At 39.8% G+C, this 19,593-nt stretch carries 21 protein-coding genes and 2 riboswitches; of the genes, 16 read left to right on the top strand and 5 right to left on the bottom strand.

The genetic code is table 11. The features are described from left to right. Positions 1-18: 18 nt before the first annotated feature. The 3 genes from ACFQWC_RS08900 (at position 19) to ACFQWC_RS08890 (ending at position 3,887) form a co-directional block, all read left to right on the top strand. Entirely contained in the window at positions 19-2,172 is a 2,154-nt protein-coding gene (locus tag ACFQWC_RS08900) for a PAS domain S-box protein (protein WP_341357825.1), read from the top strand. Between the two features lie 14 nt (positions 2,173-2,186). Beyond that, the gene (locus tag ACFQWC_RS08895) at positions 2,187-2,648 is read left to right on the top strand and encodes a methylated-DNA--[protein]-cysteine S-methyltransferase (RefSeq protein WP_299740431.1); all 462 of its coding nucleotides are present in this window, start codon (positions 2,187-2,189) and stop codon (positions 2,646-2,648) included. Between the two features lie 642 nt (positions 2,649-3,290). Further along, positions 3,291-3,887, top strand: a complete 597-nt coding sequence (locus ACFQWC_RS08890; protein WP_341357826.1) for a DUF2087 domain-containing protein — start codon at positions 3,291-3,293, stop codon at positions 3,885-3,887. 50 nt (positions 3,888-3,937) lie between these two features. Here the strand turns inward: ACFQWC_RS08890 and mtnA are convergent, their stop codons facing one another. The 3 genes from mtnA to ACFQWC_RS08875 form a co-directional block, all read right to left on the bottom strand. Beyond that, positions 3,938-4,984 carry an S-methyl-5-thioribose-1-phosphate isomerase gene (gene mtnA, locus ACFQWC_RS08885; protein ID WP_299740435.1) on the bottom strand — a complete coding sequence of 349 codons (1,047 nt, stop codon included), beginning with the start codon at positions 4,982-4,984 and terminating at the stop codon, positions 3,938-3,940. 18 nt (positions 4,985-5,002) lie between these two features. Beyond that, positions 5,003-6,184, bottom strand: coding sequence for an S-methyl-5-thioribose kinase (gene mtnK, locus ACFQWC_RS08880; protein ID WP_299740437.1), 1,182 nt, complete (start codon positions 6,182-6,184; stop codon positions 5,003-5,005). A 116-nt stretch (positions 6,185-6,300) separates the two neighbouring features. Beyond that, a riboswitch (SAM riboswitch) is annotated at positions 6,301-6,457 on the bottom strand. A gap of 103 nt (positions 6,458-6,560) precedes the next feature. Further along, positions 6,561-7,343 (bottom strand): carbon-nitrogen family hydrolase, encoded by a 783-nt coding sequence (locus tag ACFQWC_RS08875; protein ID WP_299740439.1) that lies wholly within the window; start codon positions 7,341-7,343, stop codon positions 6,561-6,563. 121 nt (positions 7,344-7,464) lie between these two features. Here ACFQWC_RS08875 and ACFQWC_RS08870 point away from each other — a divergent pair, with 121 nt between their 5' ends. From ACFQWC_RS08870 to ACFQWC_RS08825, 10 genes are all read left to right on the top strand, one after another. Further along, positions 7,465-8,649 carry a pyridoxal phosphate-dependent aminotransferase gene (locus tag ACFQWC_RS08870; RefSeq protein ID WP_299740441.1) on the top strand — a complete coding sequence of 395 codons (1,185 nt, stop codon included), beginning with the start codon at positions 7,465-7,467 and terminating at the stop codon, positions 8,647-8,649. Positions 8,650-8,699: 50 nt separating this feature from the next. Further along, a riboswitch (SAM riboswitch) is annotated at positions 8,700-8,802 on the top strand. Positions 8,803-8,915: 113 nt separating this feature from the next. After that, a complete protein-coding gene (locus ACFQWC_RS08865) occupies positions 8,916-10,130 on the top strand; it encodes a 2,3-diketo-5-methylthiopentyl-1-phosphate enolase (protein ID WP_377106926.1) in 1,215 nt (404 codons plus the stop codon). Continuing rightward, the gene (locus ACFQWC_RS08860) at positions 10,130-10,792 is read left to right on the top strand and encodes a 2-hydroxy-3-keto-5-methylthiopentenyl-1-phosphate phosphatase (RefSeq protein WP_377106924.1); all 663 of its coding nucleotides are present in this window, start codon (positions 10,130-10,132) and stop codon (positions 10,790-10,792) included. The genes ACFQWC_RS08865 and ACFQWC_RS08860 overlap by 1 nt, the downstream gene beginning before the upstream one ends. Then, positions 10,789-11,436: a methylthioribulose 1-phosphate dehydratase gene (locus ACFQWC_RS08855; protein WP_299740447.1), complete on the top strand. Its 648-nt coding sequence runs from the start codon at positions 10,789-10,791 to the stop codon at positions 11,434-11,436. Before ACFQWC_RS08860 ends, ACFQWC_RS08855 begins: the two co-directional genes overlap by 4 nt. After that, on the top strand, positions 11,433-11,945 hold the full coding sequence (locus ACFQWC_RS08850) for a 1,2-dihydroxy-3-keto-5-methylthiopentene dioxygenase (RefSeq protein WP_377106922.1): 513 nt from the start codon (positions 11,433-11,435) through the stop codon (positions 11,943-11,945). Before ACFQWC_RS08855 ends, ACFQWC_RS08850 begins: the two co-directional genes overlap by 4 nt. Positions 11,946-12,157: 212 nt before the next feature. Further along, positions 12,158-12,403: an aspartyl-phosphate phosphatase Spo0E family protein gene (locus ACFQWC_RS08845; RefSeq protein WP_299740451.1), complete on the top strand. Its 246-nt coding sequence runs from the start codon at positions 12,158-12,160 to the stop codon at positions 12,401-12,403. 231 nt (positions 12,404-12,634) lie between these two features. Continuing rightward, positions 12,635-13,093, top strand: coding sequence for a MarR family winged helix-turn-helix transcriptional regulator (locus ACFQWC_RS08840; RefSeq protein ID WP_299741280.1), 459 nt, complete (start codon positions 12,635-12,637; stop codon positions 13,091-13,093). 180 nt (positions 13,094-13,273) lie between these two features. Continuing rightward, positions 13,274-14,968: a M3 family oligoendopeptidase gene (locus tag ACFQWC_RS08835; protein WP_299740453.1), complete on the top strand. Its 1,695-nt coding sequence runs from the start codon at positions 13,274-13,276 to the stop codon at positions 14,966-14,968. Positions 14,969-15,111: 143 nt separating this feature from the next. Then, complete coding sequence (locus ACFQWC_RS08830; protein ID WP_299740455.1) at positions 15,112-16,143, top strand: YkvI family membrane protein; 1,032 nt, start codon at positions 15,112-15,114, stop codon at positions 16,141-16,143. A gap of 72 nt (positions 16,144-16,215) precedes the next feature. Then, on the top strand, positions 16,216-16,335 hold the full coding sequence (locus ACFQWC_RS08825) for a DUF6254 family protein (protein ID WP_220154054.1): 120 nt from the start codon (positions 16,216-16,218) through the stop codon (positions 16,333-16,335). A 44-nt stretch (positions 16,336-16,379) separates the two neighbouring features. Here the strand turns inward: ACFQWC_RS08825 and ACFQWC_RS08820 are convergent, their stop codons facing one another. Then, positions 16,380-17,765 (bottom strand): DUF2254 domain-containing protein, encoded by a 1,386-nt coding sequence (locus tag ACFQWC_RS08820; protein ID WP_341357828.1) that lies wholly within the window; start codon positions 17,763-17,765, stop codon positions 16,380-16,382. 132 nt (positions 17,766-17,897) lie between these two features. Continuing rightward, positions 17,898-18,077 (bottom strand): YkvS family protein, encoded by a 180-nt coding sequence (locus tag ACFQWC_RS08815; RefSeq protein ID WP_044337597.1) that lies wholly within the window; start codon positions 18,075-18,077, stop codon positions 17,898-17,900. 164 nt (positions 18,078-18,241) lie between these two features. On the opposite strand from ACFQWC_RS08815, the gene ACFQWC_RS08810 reads away from it, so the two are divergent. The 3 genes from ACFQWC_RS08810 (at position 18,242) to ACFQWC_RS08800 (ending at position 19,490) form a co-directional block, all read left to right on the top strand. Next, a complete protein-coding gene (locus ACFQWC_RS08810) occupies positions 18,242-18,436 on the top strand; it encodes a hypothetical protein (RefSeq protein WP_299740465.1) in 195 nt (64 codons plus the stop codon). A 176-nt stretch (positions 18,437-18,612) separates the two neighbouring features. Beyond that, on the top strand, positions 18,613-19,203 hold the full coding sequence (locus tag ACFQWC_RS08805) for a cell wall hydrolase (protein WP_299740467.1): 591 nt from the start codon (positions 18,613-18,615) through the stop codon (positions 19,201-19,203). Positions 19,204-19,304: 101 nt separating this feature from the next. Further along, positions 19,305-19,490, top strand: a complete 186-nt coding sequence (locus ACFQWC_RS08800) for an aspartyl-phosphate phosphatase Spo0E family protein (protein WP_377106917.1) — start codon at positions 19,305-19,307, stop codon at positions 19,488-19,490. The last annotated feature ends 103 nt before the right edge of the window (positions 19,491-19,593 follow it).

Below are 19,593 nucleotides of genomic sequence, written 5' to 3'. Positions count from 1 at the left end.
TAGTAGGGGGATGAGGAAATGACTAATAGTAGTAAATTGCAGAAAGAGTTGAATAAGGAAGAATGTCATCCCGTCGATAGGGAAATTTGCTTAGCATCACCCATGCCGATGTTCGTGATCAATAAAGAGTTGAAAATTGTCTTTGCCAATGGAGAAGCATGTGAAACGCTCGAGACAACTTGTGAATCGATTGTAGGGAAGCTGTTCAGCGGCTTTTTCTCTTCTGTTCCTGCACCGATTGTAGCTCATTACAAGGAAGTGATGGAAACAGGGAAAACCCTTGAAGATGAAACCTTAATGAATATTACCGATAAGAAAATCATTCATATTGAGCTCTTGCTCAAAAAATCGACCATTTCTCCTAATGCTTATCTCTACTTCAAGGATGTAACAGAACTAAAGGAAAAAGAGCGAAAAGATCATATGAATGTTCATTTGTTATCGAATATTTTCCAGAATGCATCAGAAGGAATCGTTCTCTTTGATATTGAAGGAAATATCAATGACGTGAATCAGGCGTTCAGTTCACAAGTGGGATTGGACAAGGAAGAAATCACAAACAGGAACATAAGCTCCTTTATCCCTAAAAATGCCCATTATAAGATTGAAAAGATAAAAGAGCTAATTTCTCAAAATAAAAAAGCACGTGGAGAAATTCCGATAAAAAAAGCACACAGCATTTCGATTGTGGAATTTACGACAAGTCCCTTTGTGCATCATAAACTTCATATGGCCATCCTTAGAGATGTAACCGAGAAGAGACAGATGGAGATTCAATTAAAGCGAAACGAAGAGTTATTTAAAGGTTTATTTGAAGAAGCGATTGATGCCATTGTGCTATGGGATCAGGATGGTAGGGTATTAAAAGCCAATTCTTCTGCCATGAAGATCTTTGAATGCTCACTTTCAGAACTTCTTTCGAAGAGAATCAGGGACTTTGTTTACCCTTTAGAAAGCCAAAAGTTTGATTTAGTCATGGAACAGTTAAACAGGAGCGGTGCTGTAAGGGATGAAGTATTGTTTCTCATGCCTAACAATCAGTTGAAGCATTTGGAATTCACTTCAAAGCTTCATTCCGTTGATGGCTATAACATGACGATCTTTCGGAATGTTAGTGAAAGATATCAAATGGAGAAGGAATTACGAGAGAGTGAGGAGAGGTTCCGGAAGATTTTCGAAGGGTCACTGGATGGTCTGCTCCTTACCAATCACAATTATGTTGTTGTAGATGCAAATCCTGAAGTGAGTAAAATCATTACACTCGAGAAAGATCACTTAATCGGTAGAGATGTACGCGAGATATTGAATATTGAACCTGGTGACGAGTCATATGATGAGTACTTAAAACAATTAAAAGAAGACGGACAGGCAACGTTTTTAAAAACGTTAACTTCCCACAGAGATAAGGTTCAATACGTTGAGTTGTCATCCAAGTATAATTTGCTCTCTAATTTAAATCTAACGATCATTCGTGACATTACCGAACAAATTGAAATGCAGGAGCAGTTAAGGAAATCAGATACATTGAGTGTAGTTGGGGAGCTGGCTGCAGGGATTGCCCATGAAATCAGGAATCCGATGACCGCCCTTAAAGGCTTTATTCAACTGCTGGAAAATAGTGTAGGTAAAGATCATGAAATGTACTTTAATGTAATAACTTCTGAATTTCAGAGAATTGAATCGATCATTACTGAGTTTTTAGTATTAGCAAAGCCGCAGGCCATTCAATATCAAGAAACGAATTTAATAAGGATCATGAAAGATACGGTTGAACTATTAAGTGCTCAGGCAGTTATGCACAATGTGCAGTACGAGGAGAATTACCAAAAGAATCTCTCTACCATCATTGCAGAACCAAATCAGTTAAAGCAGGTATTCATTAATGTGATCAAGAATGCGATTGAAGTAATGACGGACGGTGGGGTTATTTCCATCGAGATTCAAGAGACAGAGGATGAAATGATTCATATTAGAATAAAAGACCAGGGAGGCGGGATTTCAAAGGATAAAATTAAAAAGCTTGGCGAACCGTTCTATACTACGAAGGAACGGGGGACTGGACTTGGCCTAATGGTAAGCTTTAAAATTATTAAAGAGCATAAAGGAAGCGTTCGGGTTGAGAGTATCGTCGGAGAAGGAACCATCTTCCACATTTATCTACCTAAATCTTAAAGGAGTCCAGTATAATGTCATTTCATGCAATTGTGATGGAGAGCCCAATTGGGAAACTAGAGCTTCAAGCAGATCAGAGCTATCTTATTTCAGTACAGTTTATAGAAGATGAGGGGAAAGCGGATTCTGATACGGATCATCCGATATTAAAAATTGCACAAGAACAAATCAGACAATTTTTTAAAGGAGAGAGAAGGGAATTTGATCTTCCTTTAAAGATAGAAGGAACAGCTTTTCAGAAAGAAGTATGGAAAATCCTGCAGCAGATTCCATTTGGTGAAACCTGGTCTTATCAGGATGTAGCCCAAGCGATTCAAAGACCTAAAGCTGTAAGGGCAGTAGGACAAGCGAATAAAGCCAATCGTTTCCCCATCATCATCCCATGTCACCGGGTCATTGGAAAGAATAAAACACTTACAGGCTATGCCGGTAAGCAGGTGGATAAGAAAGAAACCTTATTGTTGTTAGAACAATAGAATGAAAAACAGGCATCCTCCAAATGGAGGTTGCCTGTTTTTTTATACCGCTCTTTTCTCAAAGATTGTTGCTTTTTAACATAAGCTCTTCAGGGCTCTGTCAATTAGCGTGTACTAGGTGGTGAGGGAACTGCTCCACTTGCAGCTAGCATTCGGCCGAGCCTCCTCAGCTTAGCCGAACGGGGTCTCAGAACGACCAAAATGGAGTCTACGCAGCCCTCACCATGTATAAGAGTTTTCGTGACACAGCTTATTTATGCTAATAAACAATTGAATGAAACAGTTTGTCCTATACCAGCTAAAATCTACTGTACATTTTGAAAAATGCTGTATTCTAAACAATTATGATATTTATATTAGTCTAGAGTAAGAAACTCACACTTAGAAAGTTGATTGGAGCGGAAGGTGCTCGACTCCTGCGGGAATAACGGGAAAGTTGAGACCCCGCAGGGCAAAGCCCGAGGAGGCTCAACTCACGCCCCGCGGAAAGCGAGCACCTGGAGCGGAAATCAACCCACTACTCGCTTTTTCAAAAGCAACAAAGTTTAAGAAAAGAACCTTTTATAATTAGTGATTGAATTACAACCCTATTTAGATTACCATCTAATTAGATGGTAATCTAAATAGTGAGGAGGAGACCTTTTGCAATTAAGTAAACAGGTAGCTTTTCATAAAACGATGGGTGATGCTACCCGAATCAAGATTGTCTATTTACTGGCATCTGAAAGCTTACATGTGGGAGCCATTGCGGGAAAACTGGGACTCACTGCCCCGACAATATCCCATCATCTAACGAAACTGAAAGAGTGCAATCTTGTTTATTCACGAAGAGAGAAGAACACGGTTTACTACTATTTGAATAAAAAGGTTTTGAGTCATCATGGAAATGTTCTTCATCAGTTTGCTCAGGAAGAGGAAGGGGAAAATGTGATGTCAGAGAAGTTATTGAAAGAAAAACAGAAGGTAAAGAATAATTTCCTTGAGAAAAATGGACGAATCAAAAATATTCCTTCTCAACAAAAAAAGAAATTATTTATATTGGAACATATGGTGGAAGGATTAAAGGTGGGAGAAAAATATAAGGAAAAAGATTTGAATGAATATATTCAACAATTTCATGAGGACTTTGCAACCCTGAGAAGAGAATTTATTATTCATCAGTTTATGTATCGGGAAAATGGCATATACGAAGTGAACCCGAGGGAGATGTGGGCATCGTCAAAACTGTATGAGAAATAGCAAGGAAGTAAAAGGAAGAGCAGGAGGGATCTCCTGCTCTTCCTTTGGATTTAACCGATGGTTTGTTGAATACTTTCTTCAAAGCTAGGGTAGAGAACACCTTTTTCCGTTATAATGCCTGTAATCAACTCATGAGAAGTAACATCGAAGGCGGGATTATAAACAGGAACGTTTTCTGGTGCAATCAATGTTCCACCTACTGTTGTGATCTCTTCCCGGGTTCTTTCTTCAATCGGAATCTCATTACCGTTTCGGATTGAAAGATCGAATGTGGAGGATGGAGCAGAAACATAAAAAGGAATATTGAAGTGTTTACACAGAATGGCAAGCATGGACGTTCCGATTTTATTTGCGGTATCCCCATTGGCAGAGATGCGATCAGCACCAACGATGACTGCTTCTATACCTTTTTCTTTCATTGTATGAGCCGCCATGCTATCGGTGATGAGGGTGACGTCAACTCCGGATTGTTGTAATTCCCAAGCAGTCAGTCGTGCCCCTTGCAGAACGGGCCGCGTTTCACATGCGTAAACCTGAAAAGCTTTTCCTTTTTCTCTTCCTAAATGAAATGGGGCTAATGCCGTCCCATATTTACTCGTTGCAATGGAACCTGCGTTACAAATGGTCATCACCTTATGTTTGTCCTTCAATATACTTAATCCATATTCTCCTATTAAACGACATACTGCCTCGTCTTCTGCATGAAGTTGGATTGCAGCATGGAGTAAATTGGTTTTGGCTTCATTAACCGAAGATATATGCTCTAATACCTTTTCCAGGCGATTTAAAGCCCAAACCAAGTTGACTGCAGTAGGCCGTGATTCAATGAGGTATTTCTTGTCCCGATGAAAGAGGTCCATGAATTCTGCTAGGGTATTCGCTTCATACTGACAGGCTGCTTGGGCTAATCCGTAAGCCGCCGTGATGCCAATAGCAGGAGCCCCTCTCACTTTTAGGGTGATAATCGCATCATAATAATCTTCAATGGTCGAGAGTTTATTGTATTCCACTATGTTAGGCAGTTTTTGTTGATTTAGAATCAGTAAATAATCTTCATGCCACTCTAGTGAAGTTGGAATTGTAAGTGTTTGTGTCATGTCAATCTCCTTTATTCATTAAGAATGTGACTGTATTAAGGATATGAGTCCCTCAATGGACTGGATCTGTTTGCGTTTCACGATCAGTTCTTTTCCAAGAGCTATGCAAGTACGTTTAGCTTTTATTCTTTGTTCCTGATCAGCGATGCTCTCCAAATCTTCAACATGAGCAAGGCCAATGGTTCTTCTGATACATTCACATCCTGCAAAGCCGATGCTGTCCTGAAAGCTTTTCTCCAATACATATTCAAGGTAGCCATTTACTTTCGTGTAGGCATCTCGGCTTTCCATCCAATGTTTGGAGAACGTCGTAGAGAAGACGTTCCAGGTATTCTGGATGTGATGGAGAATCGTATCCTTCTCTTCAGGTTTTGAAACCGCCTGGAAGATGAGGTTTGCAATGAATTGTCCAATGTCAAAGCCAATCGGTCCATAAAAGGCGAACTCGGGATCGATCACTTTTGTTTGGTTCTGATCTACAAAGATGCTACCAGTATGAAGGTCTCCATGCAGCAGCGCTTCCCCTTCAGTCAGAAAGCTCTTTTTCAATTTTGCCACCTCAAGCTTTACAGTGAAATCTTCCCATAATTTTTGAACATCTTGAGATAACTCTTCCTCAAATTCATTGGTTTCACTATTGAAAAAAGGATCAGTAAATACGAGATCTTCAGTAATTTTGCATAGCTCAGGATTTGAAAATTCTTTCACGTATTCCTTTTTCTTGAAAGGATGAAGGGCATAATCAGATGTGAAATACAGTGTATTGGCTAAAAAAGTTCCGATGTCTTGGGAGAGCTGTGGATACTTTTCCCCTTTGATAAGGCCTGCCCGGGCAATCGTCAGTGCACTCAAATCCTCCATTACCGTAATCGCAAGTGCAGGATCTGAGTAGTACACTTCAGGAACCAGATCCCCTACAAATGATCGTTGAAGCTTTAGAGCACCGGCTTCGATTCTTGCCCGTTCGATTGTCAATGGCCAACTTTCCCCTACAACCTTTGCATAGGGAAGTGCTTGCTTAATAATGATTCCTTTACCTGTTTCACTCTCTACTACATGAAATACCAAGTTTAAGTTGCCGTCTCCTATTTCTTTACATGTCAAGAGAGTTCCATCTTCAAAAATTCTTAAACGAATGGCCAGCACAATTGCCGACTGTTCAGTTAGTGGTTGATACGTATTGAGTTTAGTAATTGCCATTTTCGTTCCTCCTTTTAGTACACCCTTATGAGTACAGTGTTATGGAGGCTTTTCCGTGGCATTAGAAAAGCCTCTTTCCATGTTCGAAAGAGGCTTGAAGAAGGTATCTTCGTCGCCTCTTATCTCTCAGAAAGATAATCTTTCTGTTGGAATTAGCACCGTGCCTTACTGGATTAGTCAATCCGGCGCTTACTGCGCCCCGTTTTAATACGGTATTATGGTCGGTTGCTGGGCTTCATAGGGCCAAATCCCTCAGCCAGCTCTTGATAAGAGTTGCGTACGCTATTTAATTAAACTTTCAGAATGTTCCATATGAATTGAATGGTACCATTGAAGTATTTTCCATGTCAACGGTTTTTTTAAAGAAATAACCTTTCTAATAAAAATCAGGTCTTCGATCCTGAAATATCGGAATCTGTTTTCGGACTCTTTCTACTTCATGTAAATTGATTTCAGCTGAAACCAATTCTTCCGTTTGAGATCCCTTTGAAAGAATTTCTCCCCAGGGATCAATGATGAGGGAACAACCGCCGAATTCATTGTTCGGGTCACTGCCCACACGGTTGCAGGCGATTACAAAGCACTGATTTTCAATCGCTCGTGCCCTTAAGAGGGTCTGCCAGTGATCAATTCGTGCTGCTGGCCACTCTGCTACGACAAAAACAATCTTGGCTCCCAATAGTACATGTTTTCTGAACCATTCCGGAAAACGAATGTCGTAACAAATCAATCCTGCCATCTCTGTTTCTTGAAGGGTGAACATGCCATCTTCTTGTCCAGGAAGTAAATAATGATGTTCATTCATTAGCTTGAAAAGGTGAAGCTTTGAATACTGTTTCACCAACCTGCCATCGGAATTCGCAACTAAAAGTGTATTGCTCACCCCATTCTGTGTTTTGTTTGCCACAGAACCACCTACAATGTGAATGGAATATTTCTTTGATAGAGAAGTCAGGAAAGAAGATGAATCTTTCGCTCCGTTATCAGCGATGTCATCCATTCTTGTAAGGTCATATCCAGTCGTCCAAAGCTCAGGCAGCACAACTGTATCACAGCCGTCATTCTTCGCTTTTTTAACCCATTGTTCTACTTTTTTCTTGTTTTCTTCAGGGTTTCCGAACACAATATCCATTTGTGCGAGACCTATCTTTTGAATCATTTGCTTCACCTCATTATAGACTTTTGGAATTTATTCCTTTACATTCTTTATTTTCCGTTATATCATTTGTGACTAGAATTTGAAAGTAATTAATTTTCAAAAAAATGTAGTGGGTGAGTATATGAAAACCTTTAGTAAGGCAAAACGTTTAGATTTATTACCTGAACAATTTTTCGCATCCCTTGCAAGTACAGTGAATGCGGTTGTGGAAGAGGGACATGATGTCATTAATTTAGGGCAGGGAAATCCGGATCAGCCGACTCCTCCACATATTGTGGAAAAACTGACAGAAGCAGCTGCTTCACCATCGAATCATAAATATCCTCCATTCCGTGGCTTATCGTCATTTAAAGAGGCGATTGCCGCCTTCTACCTCCGTGAATACGGTGTAAAAGTAGATTCGGAAACAGAGGTAGCTGTGCTGTTCGGAGGAAAGGCAGGTTTAGTTGAAATTCCTCAATGTTTATTGAACCCTGGTGATGGTGTATTAGTGCCTGATCCTGGTTACCCGGATTATTTATCCGGGGTAGCATTAGCAGAAGCCCGCATGATCAAAATGCCTCTCCGTGAGGAAAATGGATTTCTACCTGATTATCGAGAACAGTCTCGTGAAGAGTTAGAAAGTGCAAAGTTAATGTTTCTTAACTATCCTAATAATCCTACTGGTGCGATCGCTACAACCTCATTTTTTGAAGAAACAGTGAAACTTGCCGATCAGCATGATATTTGTGTTGTACATGACTTTGCCTATGGAGCGATTGGGTTTGATGGACGGAAGCCTATTAGCTTCTTGGAAACAGAAGGAGCCAAGGATGTTGGCATAGAAATTTATACATTATCGAAAACGTATAATATGGCTGGCTGGAGAGTGGGGTTTGCAGTGGGGAATAAGAGTGTCATTGAAGCGATTAACGTCCTTCAAGACCACCTATATGTGAGTCTGTTCGGCGCCATTCAAGAAGCGGCTACCACCGCCCTTTTAAGCTCGCAGGAATGCGTGAATGCATTAGTTTCAACATATGAAGAAAGAAGAAAACTATTAATCTCTGGTCTTCAGGAAATAGGGTGGGATGTAAAAGCTCCACAAGGTTCCTTCTTCGCCTGGTTAAAGGTGCCTGAAGGATTTACATCCGTAGAGTTCTCAACCTATCTACTTGAAAAAATCAAAGTCGCTGTTGCTCCGGGTGTTGGCTTTGGAGAATTCGGAGAAGGGTATGTACGTGTAGGTCTTTTATCCACAAACGATCGGATAAAAGAAGCGATTTCACGTATAGAAAGTTTAGAATTATTCCACAAAAGGGATTGACATAAGCTGAAAATGGTGCAATAATCCAACTGAAATAATGAATAATGAAATTCTTATCAAGAGCAGGCGGAGGGACCAGCCCGATGAAGCCCGGCAACCGACTTATTTTAGCACGGTGCTAATTCTTGCAGCTATATGGCTGACAGATAAGAAAGAGTGACGAATTCAAACCTCTTCTTATCTGGAAGAGGTTTTTTGTTTGCAGAGCTGATGAAATCAACATGCGGCTAAGAGTAGCTTTTTTTTCATAAGGAGGCAATACGACAATGAGTGAAGTGATAGCAACCTATCAACTAAAGGGAAAGAGCGGTTCATTCGAGAAAAAGGCAGAGGGGATTGCCTTGGGATTGACGGTCGGTTCATGGACGGACTTGCCGCTTCTGGAACAGGAACAATTGAGCAAGTACAAGGGGAGAGTCGTTTCCGTGAAGGAGTGGGAAGGCGAAGATGGTCCCCGGGGTGAGGTGCAGATTGGATATCCCGGGTATAACTATTCAAATGATATCCCAGCCATTCTTACAACGGTATTCGGTAAGCTTTCCCTGGATGGCGAAGTGAAATTAGTAGATTTAGAGTTTTCGAAAGACTTAAAAAAAACCTATCCTGGTCCACGATTTGGAATTGAAGGGATCAGGGAGTTAACAGGGGTACATAAAAGACCGTTGTTAATGAGCATCTTTAAAGGAGTGATCGGCAGAGATCTCACCTACCTGGAAAATCAATTAAGAGCCCAGGCTCTAGGCGGAGTCGATGCAGTAAAAGACGATGAAATTTTATTTGATAATCCACTGACACCCTTTTCTGAGAGAGTCAGCTTAGGGAAAAAAGTGCTGCACGAAGTGTTTGAGGAAACAGGGAAGAGAACGTTGTATGCAGTTAATCTGACAGGCAGAACATCACAATTACGGGATAAAGCAAGAAAAGCAAAAGAGCTTGGAGCACAGGCTCTATTATTCAATGTATTTTCTTACGGCCTCGATGTTCTCCAGGAATTGAGAGAGGACAATGAGATCGCATTGCCGATCATGGCCCACCCTGCCTTTGCCGGGGCTGCTGCAGCATCTCCTGCATATGGTGTGAGCTACTCTTTATGGTTAGGTAAATTATTACGAATGGCCGGAGCCGATTTTTCACTATTTCCATCACCATACGGAAGTGTCGCATTAGAGAAGAGCAAAGTTCTATCCGTAAGCCATGAGTTAACGAAGGAAGATGCCCACTTGAAAAGGGCATTGCCAGTACCTTCAGCCGGCATTCATCCCGCACTTGTTCCGCTTTTGGTGAAAGATTTCGGTATAGACTGTGTCATTAATGCAGGAGGGGGCATTCATGGTCACCCTGACGGAGCAAGTGGAGGAGGAAAAGCATTCGTTCAAGCTATCGATGCTGTTTTAAAAGGAACGTCTCTCAATGAGGCGGCTGAAACTCATGGTGAACTTCGCAAAGCCCTATCCCTATGGGGAGAGGAGGTAAAGGTGTAGTGGGTCATCCAATCATTTTCTGTGATTTTGATGGAACGATTACAGAAACAGATAATATCATCTCATTGATGAAAACCTTTGCTCCCCCAGCATGGGAACCTATCAAAGATGACATCTTAAATCAGTCGATTTCCATTAAAGAAGGTGTAGGCAAGTTGTTTTCACTTATTCCTTCATCCCAAAAAGACGAAATGGTTCAGTATCTATTAGATACTGCTGTCATACGTGAAGGGTTTAAGGAATTTGTAGACTACACAAAAGACCATGAGATTCCTTTGTATATCGTTAGTGGAGGAATTGACTTCTTTGTTCAACCATTACTAAAAGAATACGGGCCTTTTAATGGAGTTTTTTGTAATGAAGCAAGCTTTAACGATTCGGCCATAACGATTCATTGGCCACATCCATGTGACGATCACTGTGAAAGTAAAGGATGTGGATGCTGTAAGCCTTCTATTTTGAGAACATTGTCATTAACAGAAGACACGAAGGTCATTGTGATAGGGGACTCAGTCACAGATATCGAAATGGCAAAGCTTGGAGATACTGTGATCGCCAGAGACTATTTGGCCTATACATGCGCAGAAATAGGTATCCCCTATCATCCGTTTGAATCCTTTCATGATTGCATGGACGTCATTGAAAAAGGAGTGAAAATATGAATCCCTATCAATCGGAGTGGGAAGAACTCGCTGATATCAAAAGAGAACTGGCAGACAGGGACTGGTTCATGGGGACGAGTGGAAACCTTGCGATACGAGTGAGTTCTTCCCCTGCTACCTTCCTGGTCACGGCAAGTGGAAAGGATAAACGAAAGCACACAAAAGAAGATTTCCTCCTAGTGAATGCTCATGGTGAGGCCATTGAGGATACTCACTTAAAACCATCAGCCGAAACACTGCTGCACAGTCATATCTTCAAAGAAAGCTCAGCAGGTTGCAGCTTACATGTCCATACTGTGGCGAATAATGTAATCAGTGAACTGTATGGGGATGAAGGTATCGTCACATTTAGAAACCAAGAATTAATTAAAGCGTGGGATAAGTGGGAGGAAGATGATTCTTTATCCATTCCCATCATTCGTAATCATGCTCATATACCGACGCTTGCCGAGGAGTTTCAGTCCTTTATTAAAGCAGACAAAGGGGCGGTGCTCATTCGGAACCACGGTATCACAGTATGGGGACGAACCGGTTTTGAAGCTAAGAAACTATTAGAAGCTTGTGAGTTTTTATTTCAATATCAACTCACTCTTTTATCTTTAACGAACACGAGATCAATTACTAAAGGAGGAGTCAGATTATGACGACAATCAAAATCCAAGGGAAGAACCAAATCATTGATAATCAGGAAGAGGTAGTGAAGTATTTAAGTGAACAAGGAGTCATTTATGAGCATTGGAATATCGAAAAACTGGACGAAGGATTAAGGGACCAATTCGCTTTAACTGAGGATGATAAATCGGAAATCCTGTCTGTTTTTAAAGAAGAGATTGAAGATATCTCAGAACGAAGAGGGTATCGGTCCTGGGATGTAATTTCCCTTTCAGAGAGTACACCAAATCTTGAAGAGCTTTTAAAGAATTTTCAACAAGAGCATCATCACACAGATGATGAAGTCCGTTTTATAGTAAACGGCCATGGTGTATTTGTCATACAAGGTAGCGATGGTGATTTCTTTGAAGTACATCTAAATCCTGGTGACTTAATTTCAGTTCCTGAAAACATTCGCCATTATTTTACATTAAGTGAAGATAAGAAAGTAGTGGCTGTTCGTATTTTCGTCACTAAGGAAGGCTGGGTCCCAATCTATTAATATATGAGGATAGACAAAGAGTAGAATCTTTAGTCTATCCTCTAATTTTATTGGCGAGGAATTTTTGACGAAAAATGTCTAATTTAGAAACATTACTAGTAATTTTGTCTTGTTTTGCGAATCTATTTACTTTTCTGATAATACTTGGGATAATGCTCAAGTAATGATTTTACTTAATAAAGACTAGGAGCTAAAAAAGGAGTTTACAAGAAATGGGTCGTCTATTAAAAAAGAAATGGTTATTAATGAGAATCAATCAGAAACGTTCAGAAATGATTTGCCTTGGAGAGAATTTAGGCCTATGTGCAGATGAAACCGTTCGGTGCAGCCAGCAATTAGATCAGCTATTGAACGACTATGAAAAGTGCACAAATAAAGTTGTACCATTTACCCTCCAGGAATCATCAAGTGAATTTGGGCATTACATTAAGAGCTTATTAAAGCGAACTGCTTCGTGACTACACAACATGATTTTCCTCAACATTCAAGGTTTACAAAAGAAACGAATCTCCAACAATCTCCACATTTAAACTAGACAATCAATCTAATTTGTCGTAATTTCTAAAAGCAAAGGACGGTACGCTACAAGCGTACCGTCCTTTGCTTTTTAACTAGTGACCGGTCTATTTGACAATAACAGGGTTTATTTGTATAATGTTTTGAAACTGAGATATTTAATTTTTAAAGGAATGAATGCCATGAGTAAAACTCAAGATACAAAACAATCATTAAAGCTTTTCATTGTCCTTTCAAGAGCTTTCAAAGCCTTAAATGAAGAGATAAATAAAAACATCCAGGAGAACGGCTTAAACCCTACCGAATTCGCTGTTCTAGAGCTTCTTTATCATAAAGGAGATCAGCCCCTGCAGCAAATTGGCGGGAAGATTCTATTAGCCTCCGGCAGCATTACGTATGTAGTGGATAAGCTTGAACAAAAGGGCTATCTTAAGCGTAATGCTTGTCCAAAGGACCGTCGAGTTACCTATGCTCAAATAACAGAGAACGGCAGACAGTTAATTGAAGAGATTTTTCCTAATCACGAAAATCGAATTCATGAACTCATGTCAGCTCTATCTCCTGTTGAGAAGGAAGAAACGATTGAAATGTTGAAGAAATTAGGCTTATCGATTAAAGACTTGTCGTATTAAGTTCGACTCTTGTGCCCCGTCTATTATTAGACGGGGTTTTATATTGTCTTAAAATTTCTTTGCTTTGACTTCGCCACCATCCGGTATTTGTATCTGCAATTCAATTCTTGTGATAAAAGGATATTATCTATTACTAGTCGAATAACTATAATCGGGAATATTTTATGAGGAGGCAACATTATGAAGTTTGAACAATTTACATATGAAAGGCCCAACTTAGAAGAGATTAAACCTGTTTTCCAACAGTTACTCGGAAAATTTAAGGCCGCGCCCAATGTACAAGAACAGATGGATGCGATGAAGAAACTGAATGAAATACGTCTCAGCATCGATACAATGCAAAATATATGCTATATTCGGCACTCTATCGATACCAATGATGAGTTTTACAAAGAAGAACAAGATTATATTGATGATATGATGCCTGAGGTTCACGGGATGGTAACGGAATATTATCGGGAACTTGTAAATTCTCCATATCGTAAAGAGTTAGAAGAGAAGTGGGGAAAGCAGCTATTCGACCTGGCAGAAAGTGAAATGAAGACTTTTTCTCCTGAGATCGTCAATCTTCTGCAGAAGGAAAATAAGTTATCTTCCCAATATACAAAGCTCATGGCGTCTGCAAAGATTCCATTTGAGGGAGAGGAAAGAACATTGGCTCAGATGGGCCCTTTCACACAATCTGTCAATCGGGAAACAAGAAGAGAAGCCGCTCAAGCGACCGTTGCTTTCTTTGAAGAGAATCAAGAAGAGTTGGATCGTCTATTTGATGAGTTAGTGAAGCTGCGTCACACAATTGCTACTACTTTAGGGTATAAGAACTTTGTTGAATTAGGTTACTATCGTATGACGAGAACGGATTATACACCTGATATGGTAAGGGTTTTCCGCGATCAAGTAAAGGAGCATATCGTTCCTCTTGCTACAGAACTTAAAGAAAGACAAGGAAAGCGCATAGGGATTGATTCGATGAAGTTTTATGACGAAGGTTTTAAGTTCACTTCCGGAAATGCGGTTCCTAAGGGAAGTCCTCAGTGGATCATTGATAATGGCAAAAAGATGTACGAAGAATTATCACCGGAAACAAAGGAATTCTTTGGTTTTATGATCGAACATGACCTCATGGATTTAGAAGCGAAGAAAGGAAAAGCTGGAGGTGGCTACTGCACGTATATTGCGAACCATGAGTCTCCTTACATCTTCTCGAATTTCAATGGTACCTCAGGAGATATTGACGTATTGACCCATGAAGCAGGTCATGCGTTCCAGGTGTACTCAAGCAGGGGATTTGATATTCCTGAATATATTTGGCCAACGTATGAAGCATGTGAAATTCATTCTATGAGTATGGAATTCTTCACATGGCCATGGATGGATTATTTCTTCAAAGAGGATACTGATAAGTATCAATTTGCACATTTAAGTGAAGCGGTGCAATTTCTTCCTTACGGTGTGGCAGTTGATGAGTTCCAGCATTTTGTGTATGAGAACCCTGAAGCTTCCCCGTCTGAACGGAACGCCGCATGGAGAAAAATTGAAAGGGAATACCTTCCCCATAAGGACTACGATCATATTCCGTATTTAGAAAATGGGGGGTTCTGGCAGCGTCAATCCCATATATATAATTCTCCATTCTATTATATCGATTACACATTGGCTCAAATTTGCGCGTTCCAATTCTGGAAGAAAATGAATCTTAATCGTGAGGAAGCGTGGAATGACTATGTTGCCCTTTGTAAACTTGGGGGAAGCCTTTCATTCACAGGGCTTGTAGAAGCAGCCAAGCTCGATTCTCCGTTCCAGGAGGGGACAGTTGAGAAGGTCATTGAACCGATAAGACAATGGTTAAATGGAATAGGTGATCAATCTTTATAAAATAAAGTAATAGGGCAGCCGCATTTTATGGCTGCCTATTTTGTTTGGGTTCTTCTACAATTCCGGAAGAATTATGTTCTTTTGCTTCTGATTTTCTCTGCTTGTACATAAGGTGAAGTAGAAGGTTGTCAGAGGTGATGGGTATGAAAAAATTAGCTGGGTCGTTTCAAATCGCTGCTGTATATGTTGGTACCGTTATAGGAGCCGGATTTGCAACGGGAAGGGAAATTGTAGAGTTTTTCACCCGGTTTGGCTTTGTCGGGTTTATTGCGATTTTATTAAGCGGGTACTTATTTATTACAATGGGAACGAAGATTATGCTTAAGTCCCATGATATTAAAGCAAAGTCCTTTGAAGAATTTAATGAATATCTATTTGGAAAATGGTTTTCAAAGTTTATGAATATCGTCATGATGATTATGCTGATCGGGGTTTCCGCGGTAATGCTTTCAGGAGCAGGGGCTGTTTTTCAAGAGCAGCTTTTGCTACCAAAACAATTAGGGATTCTGCTGACTATTGGATTGGGATTCATCACGATGATGGTGGGGATTAAGGGACTTTTTGCTGTGAATACATTCGTCGTTCCTCTTATGATCGTCTTTAATCTTTTTTTGATGATTCATTCTGTTCGCGACGCTGGATTTTTAGACGCATTTCTTATGATCCCGCATGCTGAGGATGGGTGGAAATCTGTGGTTGCCCCTTTTTCATACGTAGCCTTTAATCTTGCCATGGCACAGGCTGTTCTCGTTCCTGTTGCCGGTGAAGTGAAAGATCGGGAAACCATTAAGTATGGAGGTTACCTTGGCGGCTTTTTCCTTACGCTGATTCTAATTTCCAGCCATATTACTTTAGTCATGATCCCGGATGTGACACAATACCAAATTCCAATGGCCGTGGTTATGAAATCCTTTGTTGCCGGTTTTTACTTAATTTATATTGTCATCATTTATGGTGAAATATTCACTTCCGTCATCGGGGGAGTATTTGGCCTGGAGAAACAATTATCGAATTACTGGAAGGGCACATCTATAATGACCTTTGCAGGTATCTTCCTCGTGATCTATTCTTTAAGTTTTTTTGAATATAGCGAACTATTGTCGTATTTATATCCACTCTTTGGCTACATGAGCTTATTATTTATCATCCTTCTCTGGATGAAACCCAATAAATAATTGTCTGGAGGAGAGTAAAAAGCGGGTCTAGAGTTCATGTTAATAAAGACTAATGAAAAAGGAGTGGCGAATATGACACAATCTAAACACGAAAAAGAAAGACAGTGGAATGTAAGAAAACAGGAACAGCATCCTCATGGTAAAGTATCTTCCTTCAAGGAGCTTTCTGAAGGGAAAAAGGGAAAAGAATAAGAAAAAAACGGATGCTTCGGGCATCCGTTTTTTCTTGGGTCCCATTACTCTTCTCTATGGTGATGGTAAGAGTCACTTGTCTTATATTTTTCAGGGAAATATTTATTCCTCACTTCATCCTTATCCCAATCTGTTTGTCTGCAGGCTGCAGCCAGTTCATCCAGATGTCTCATGATGTACTGCATGTCGAGGTTTTGGAGGCTGACATAGTCGATTCCTTCCAGAATATAGTCTTTAAACGTCCACACCATGCGCTTCGTTTCTTCGCTATTATTTTCCCCTATCATTCTCAGTGAACGCAGAATTTCGGCAATTATGGATATATCCTGCTTCCCGTAATGCCTTAACTGGTAAAAGCTTCGGTATAAATAATCTACAAAGGTCGGCTGTTCCAATATGATTCGCACATTGTTTTCTTCATCTGATAAATATGAGCTTGGAAGCTTGTGTTTAGCAAGTTTCGATAAAATGATCCCGATTTCTTCTATGCAGTTTTTTGCGGTATTCGGGTCATTGATGGCGGGGGAAATGGCTCTCAAGGCAATTTCAACCAGCTTTCTTATCCCGAGTTCAATGTCTTCCATGGGCTCTTTGTCTGGCCCAAGTACGAGGTATTCCAAGTAATCTTCTACATCTATTTCTTTATTCGCAGTCCATGCCGTCATGACAGGAGTACCTTCAAGTAAGTATTCACCCGGTGTTTTCACCATTCGGATAATCGCTTTATCTTTAGCAGCTTTATTGATCATTCCTTCTATATCGATCTGCTGTAAATACCCCGATCGCTCACTATACACATAAATGGGTTCCGTATCGTTAAAAAGTGACTCATTCAAGGTTGAAGGCTCGTCTTTAATGGCATTCTTGCTATATAAATAGCTATTATCAATTTTTTTATTCGTTTTGATTGTTATATTATGTATTAAATTACTTACTTTCACCCAATTGGAAACATGGTGAACAAAGTAGACGAAAACAAATAAACAAATAATCGCCACTATACCGGCAAAGGCCGAAGAAATATATAATTTTTGTCCGGATTCATCTTGAAGGAGAACTAATAAAGTGATGCAGTAGACCACACCCGATACAAAAATGGCGAGAACCCGCTGAGTAGGACGGTCATTAATGAAATTCTGTAGGGTCCTTGGTGAATATTGGGATAAAAAAGTGGTTAACACGACCATAATCGTTGAAAAGGTAATCGTCGTCATCGTCATGATCGATGACGCAATCGTACTGATGATGGTCATGGATAAATCAAAATTCGAGAACAAAACCTTTGGAAACAAAGGATAATCATGCTGACTTAACCACCAATCAAAATAAAAGGTGAGTAGGGAAAGCACTAAAGAGACGAGTGAAAATAAAAATGGTACAAACCAAAAGCTTTTTCTTGCTTTGTTAACAATATGTATATTTAAATTCATGACTTGGTTCCACCTTACAAAACAGTATGCTATAAGAATATCCTCAAAGCCGTTTCTGTAAACCTTTTCTCTGTTTGTCGAATCCCATTATAAAAAGGTGGAGTAACGTTCTCCACCTTTTAGAAAATCGTATTATGCTTCCACTATTTTATAGTTTTTATGATTAACAACCGTTTTTTCTTCCAGTTCAAGGTCGCGGTAGTTTTTCATATACGTCAGATCAACGATGACTGAGTTTTCATTAACTTTCTCTACAATTCCTTTTAATCCTTCTCTAAATTCAATCACATTTCCAATTTCTGCTTTTTTCATCTGAGGTCGCTCCTTTTTGCCAAAATTCTACAAACAATTACTAATATTTTGACGTAAACTCAATAAAAGGTAAAGAGTTTTCTAAAAATTTAATTAAAAAATTAGTCTTGAGCTTTACAACCTTTTAAAACTACAATAGAGACATTCAGGATGGAGGTTTGGATATGAGTGAAACAGAAATTCTTGAACAACTACATTTATTGCGTACAAGAGAAATTGAAGAAATAAGAGTGATGAAAGAAGACTTTCTTACCTTTCGATCTTTACTCGTTAAACAAGAGGATTTTAAACAGTTTCGTGGAGTGGCTCAGCATGGCGGGAATATTCTTTATCACTATTTAGATACACCAAGAAGTTAGAAAAGCGGGGGATGAGATCCTCCGTTTTTTTTGTTCATATCTAATATATGAAGCACTATGGTTTTTTAGAATGTTCTTTCCAGACTACAAAGAACGGACGGTGGTAACCATTACCTGATGAAATTCTGTTCATTCGTTGTTATCTTAGTGGGGAGCGCTAATTAGGAGGTAGAAATATGATTAAGAAAAGCTTACTAGTAGGGATTGCAGTACTTTCCATTGTTTCATTCTCTACTCAAACTATTGCAGCTAAAGGAGTACACACTGTTGAAAATGGTGAGTCTCTTTGGGATATAGGTAAAGAGAAATCTGTATCTGTCCTTCAACTAAAAAAAGAGAACGATTTGAAATCGAATGAAATTCATCCAGGTCAAACGTTAGCAATACCAGGAAATGAAGTAACAGCCGAAGATCGTGAGTTACTGGCAAAACTGGTTCATGCAGAAGCTAAAGGAGAACCATATGCAGGTAAAGTGGCTGTCGCAACGGTTGTTTTAAACCGAGTGGATTCCTCTGAATTCCCTGACTCTATTAAAGAAGTAATCTACGAGGTAGCAAACGGTCATTATGCCTTTTCTCCGGTTCAAAACGGTCAAATCAACCAAGCGCCTTCTCAGGAAGCGAGAGACGCTGTTCAAGAGGCATTGGCTTTCAGAGGTCAGGGACAAGGTTCTCTCTTCTTCTATAATCCTGTAACATCCACGAGCGAATGGATTACCAATAGAGAAACATTGCTTACCATTGGAAAACACCGCTTCGCAAAATAATCATTACGCAGAATTTCTCTCACTATCAAAATAGCGTTCGGATACTTTTTTCTTTTCTCTACGTGGAATTAATAGTAAAATAGAGTAAAGAAGAAGAGGTGATGTTGATGAATGGGACCATTGTGGCTCGAATTGAAACGGTGCGATGGAAGATGATACAATCAGGTATTCGTTTTGGGCTGAGCAGTCCAGTCACCATTCAACTCAGTAAAGAGTTGGACGCCTTAATCAATATTCATCAGCGTAATGTTATAAATCAAACTACCCAAAATAAGATAGTACAATAAATAAAAGGATTAACCTTGGAATGTCTCGGCATTTTCACAGGTTAATCCTTTTCTATATGTCTTTGAGAAGGTTGAGGGCCATAGGAAAAGGGTATCCTCTTTA

The organism is Rossellomorea sp. GCM10028870 (genome assembly GCF_042666755.1).
Taxonomy (GTDB): domain Bacteria; phylum Bacillota; class Bacilli; order Bacillales; family Bacillaceae_B; genus Rossellomorea.
This window is presented reverse-complemented; position numbering and strand designations above follow the sequence as displayed.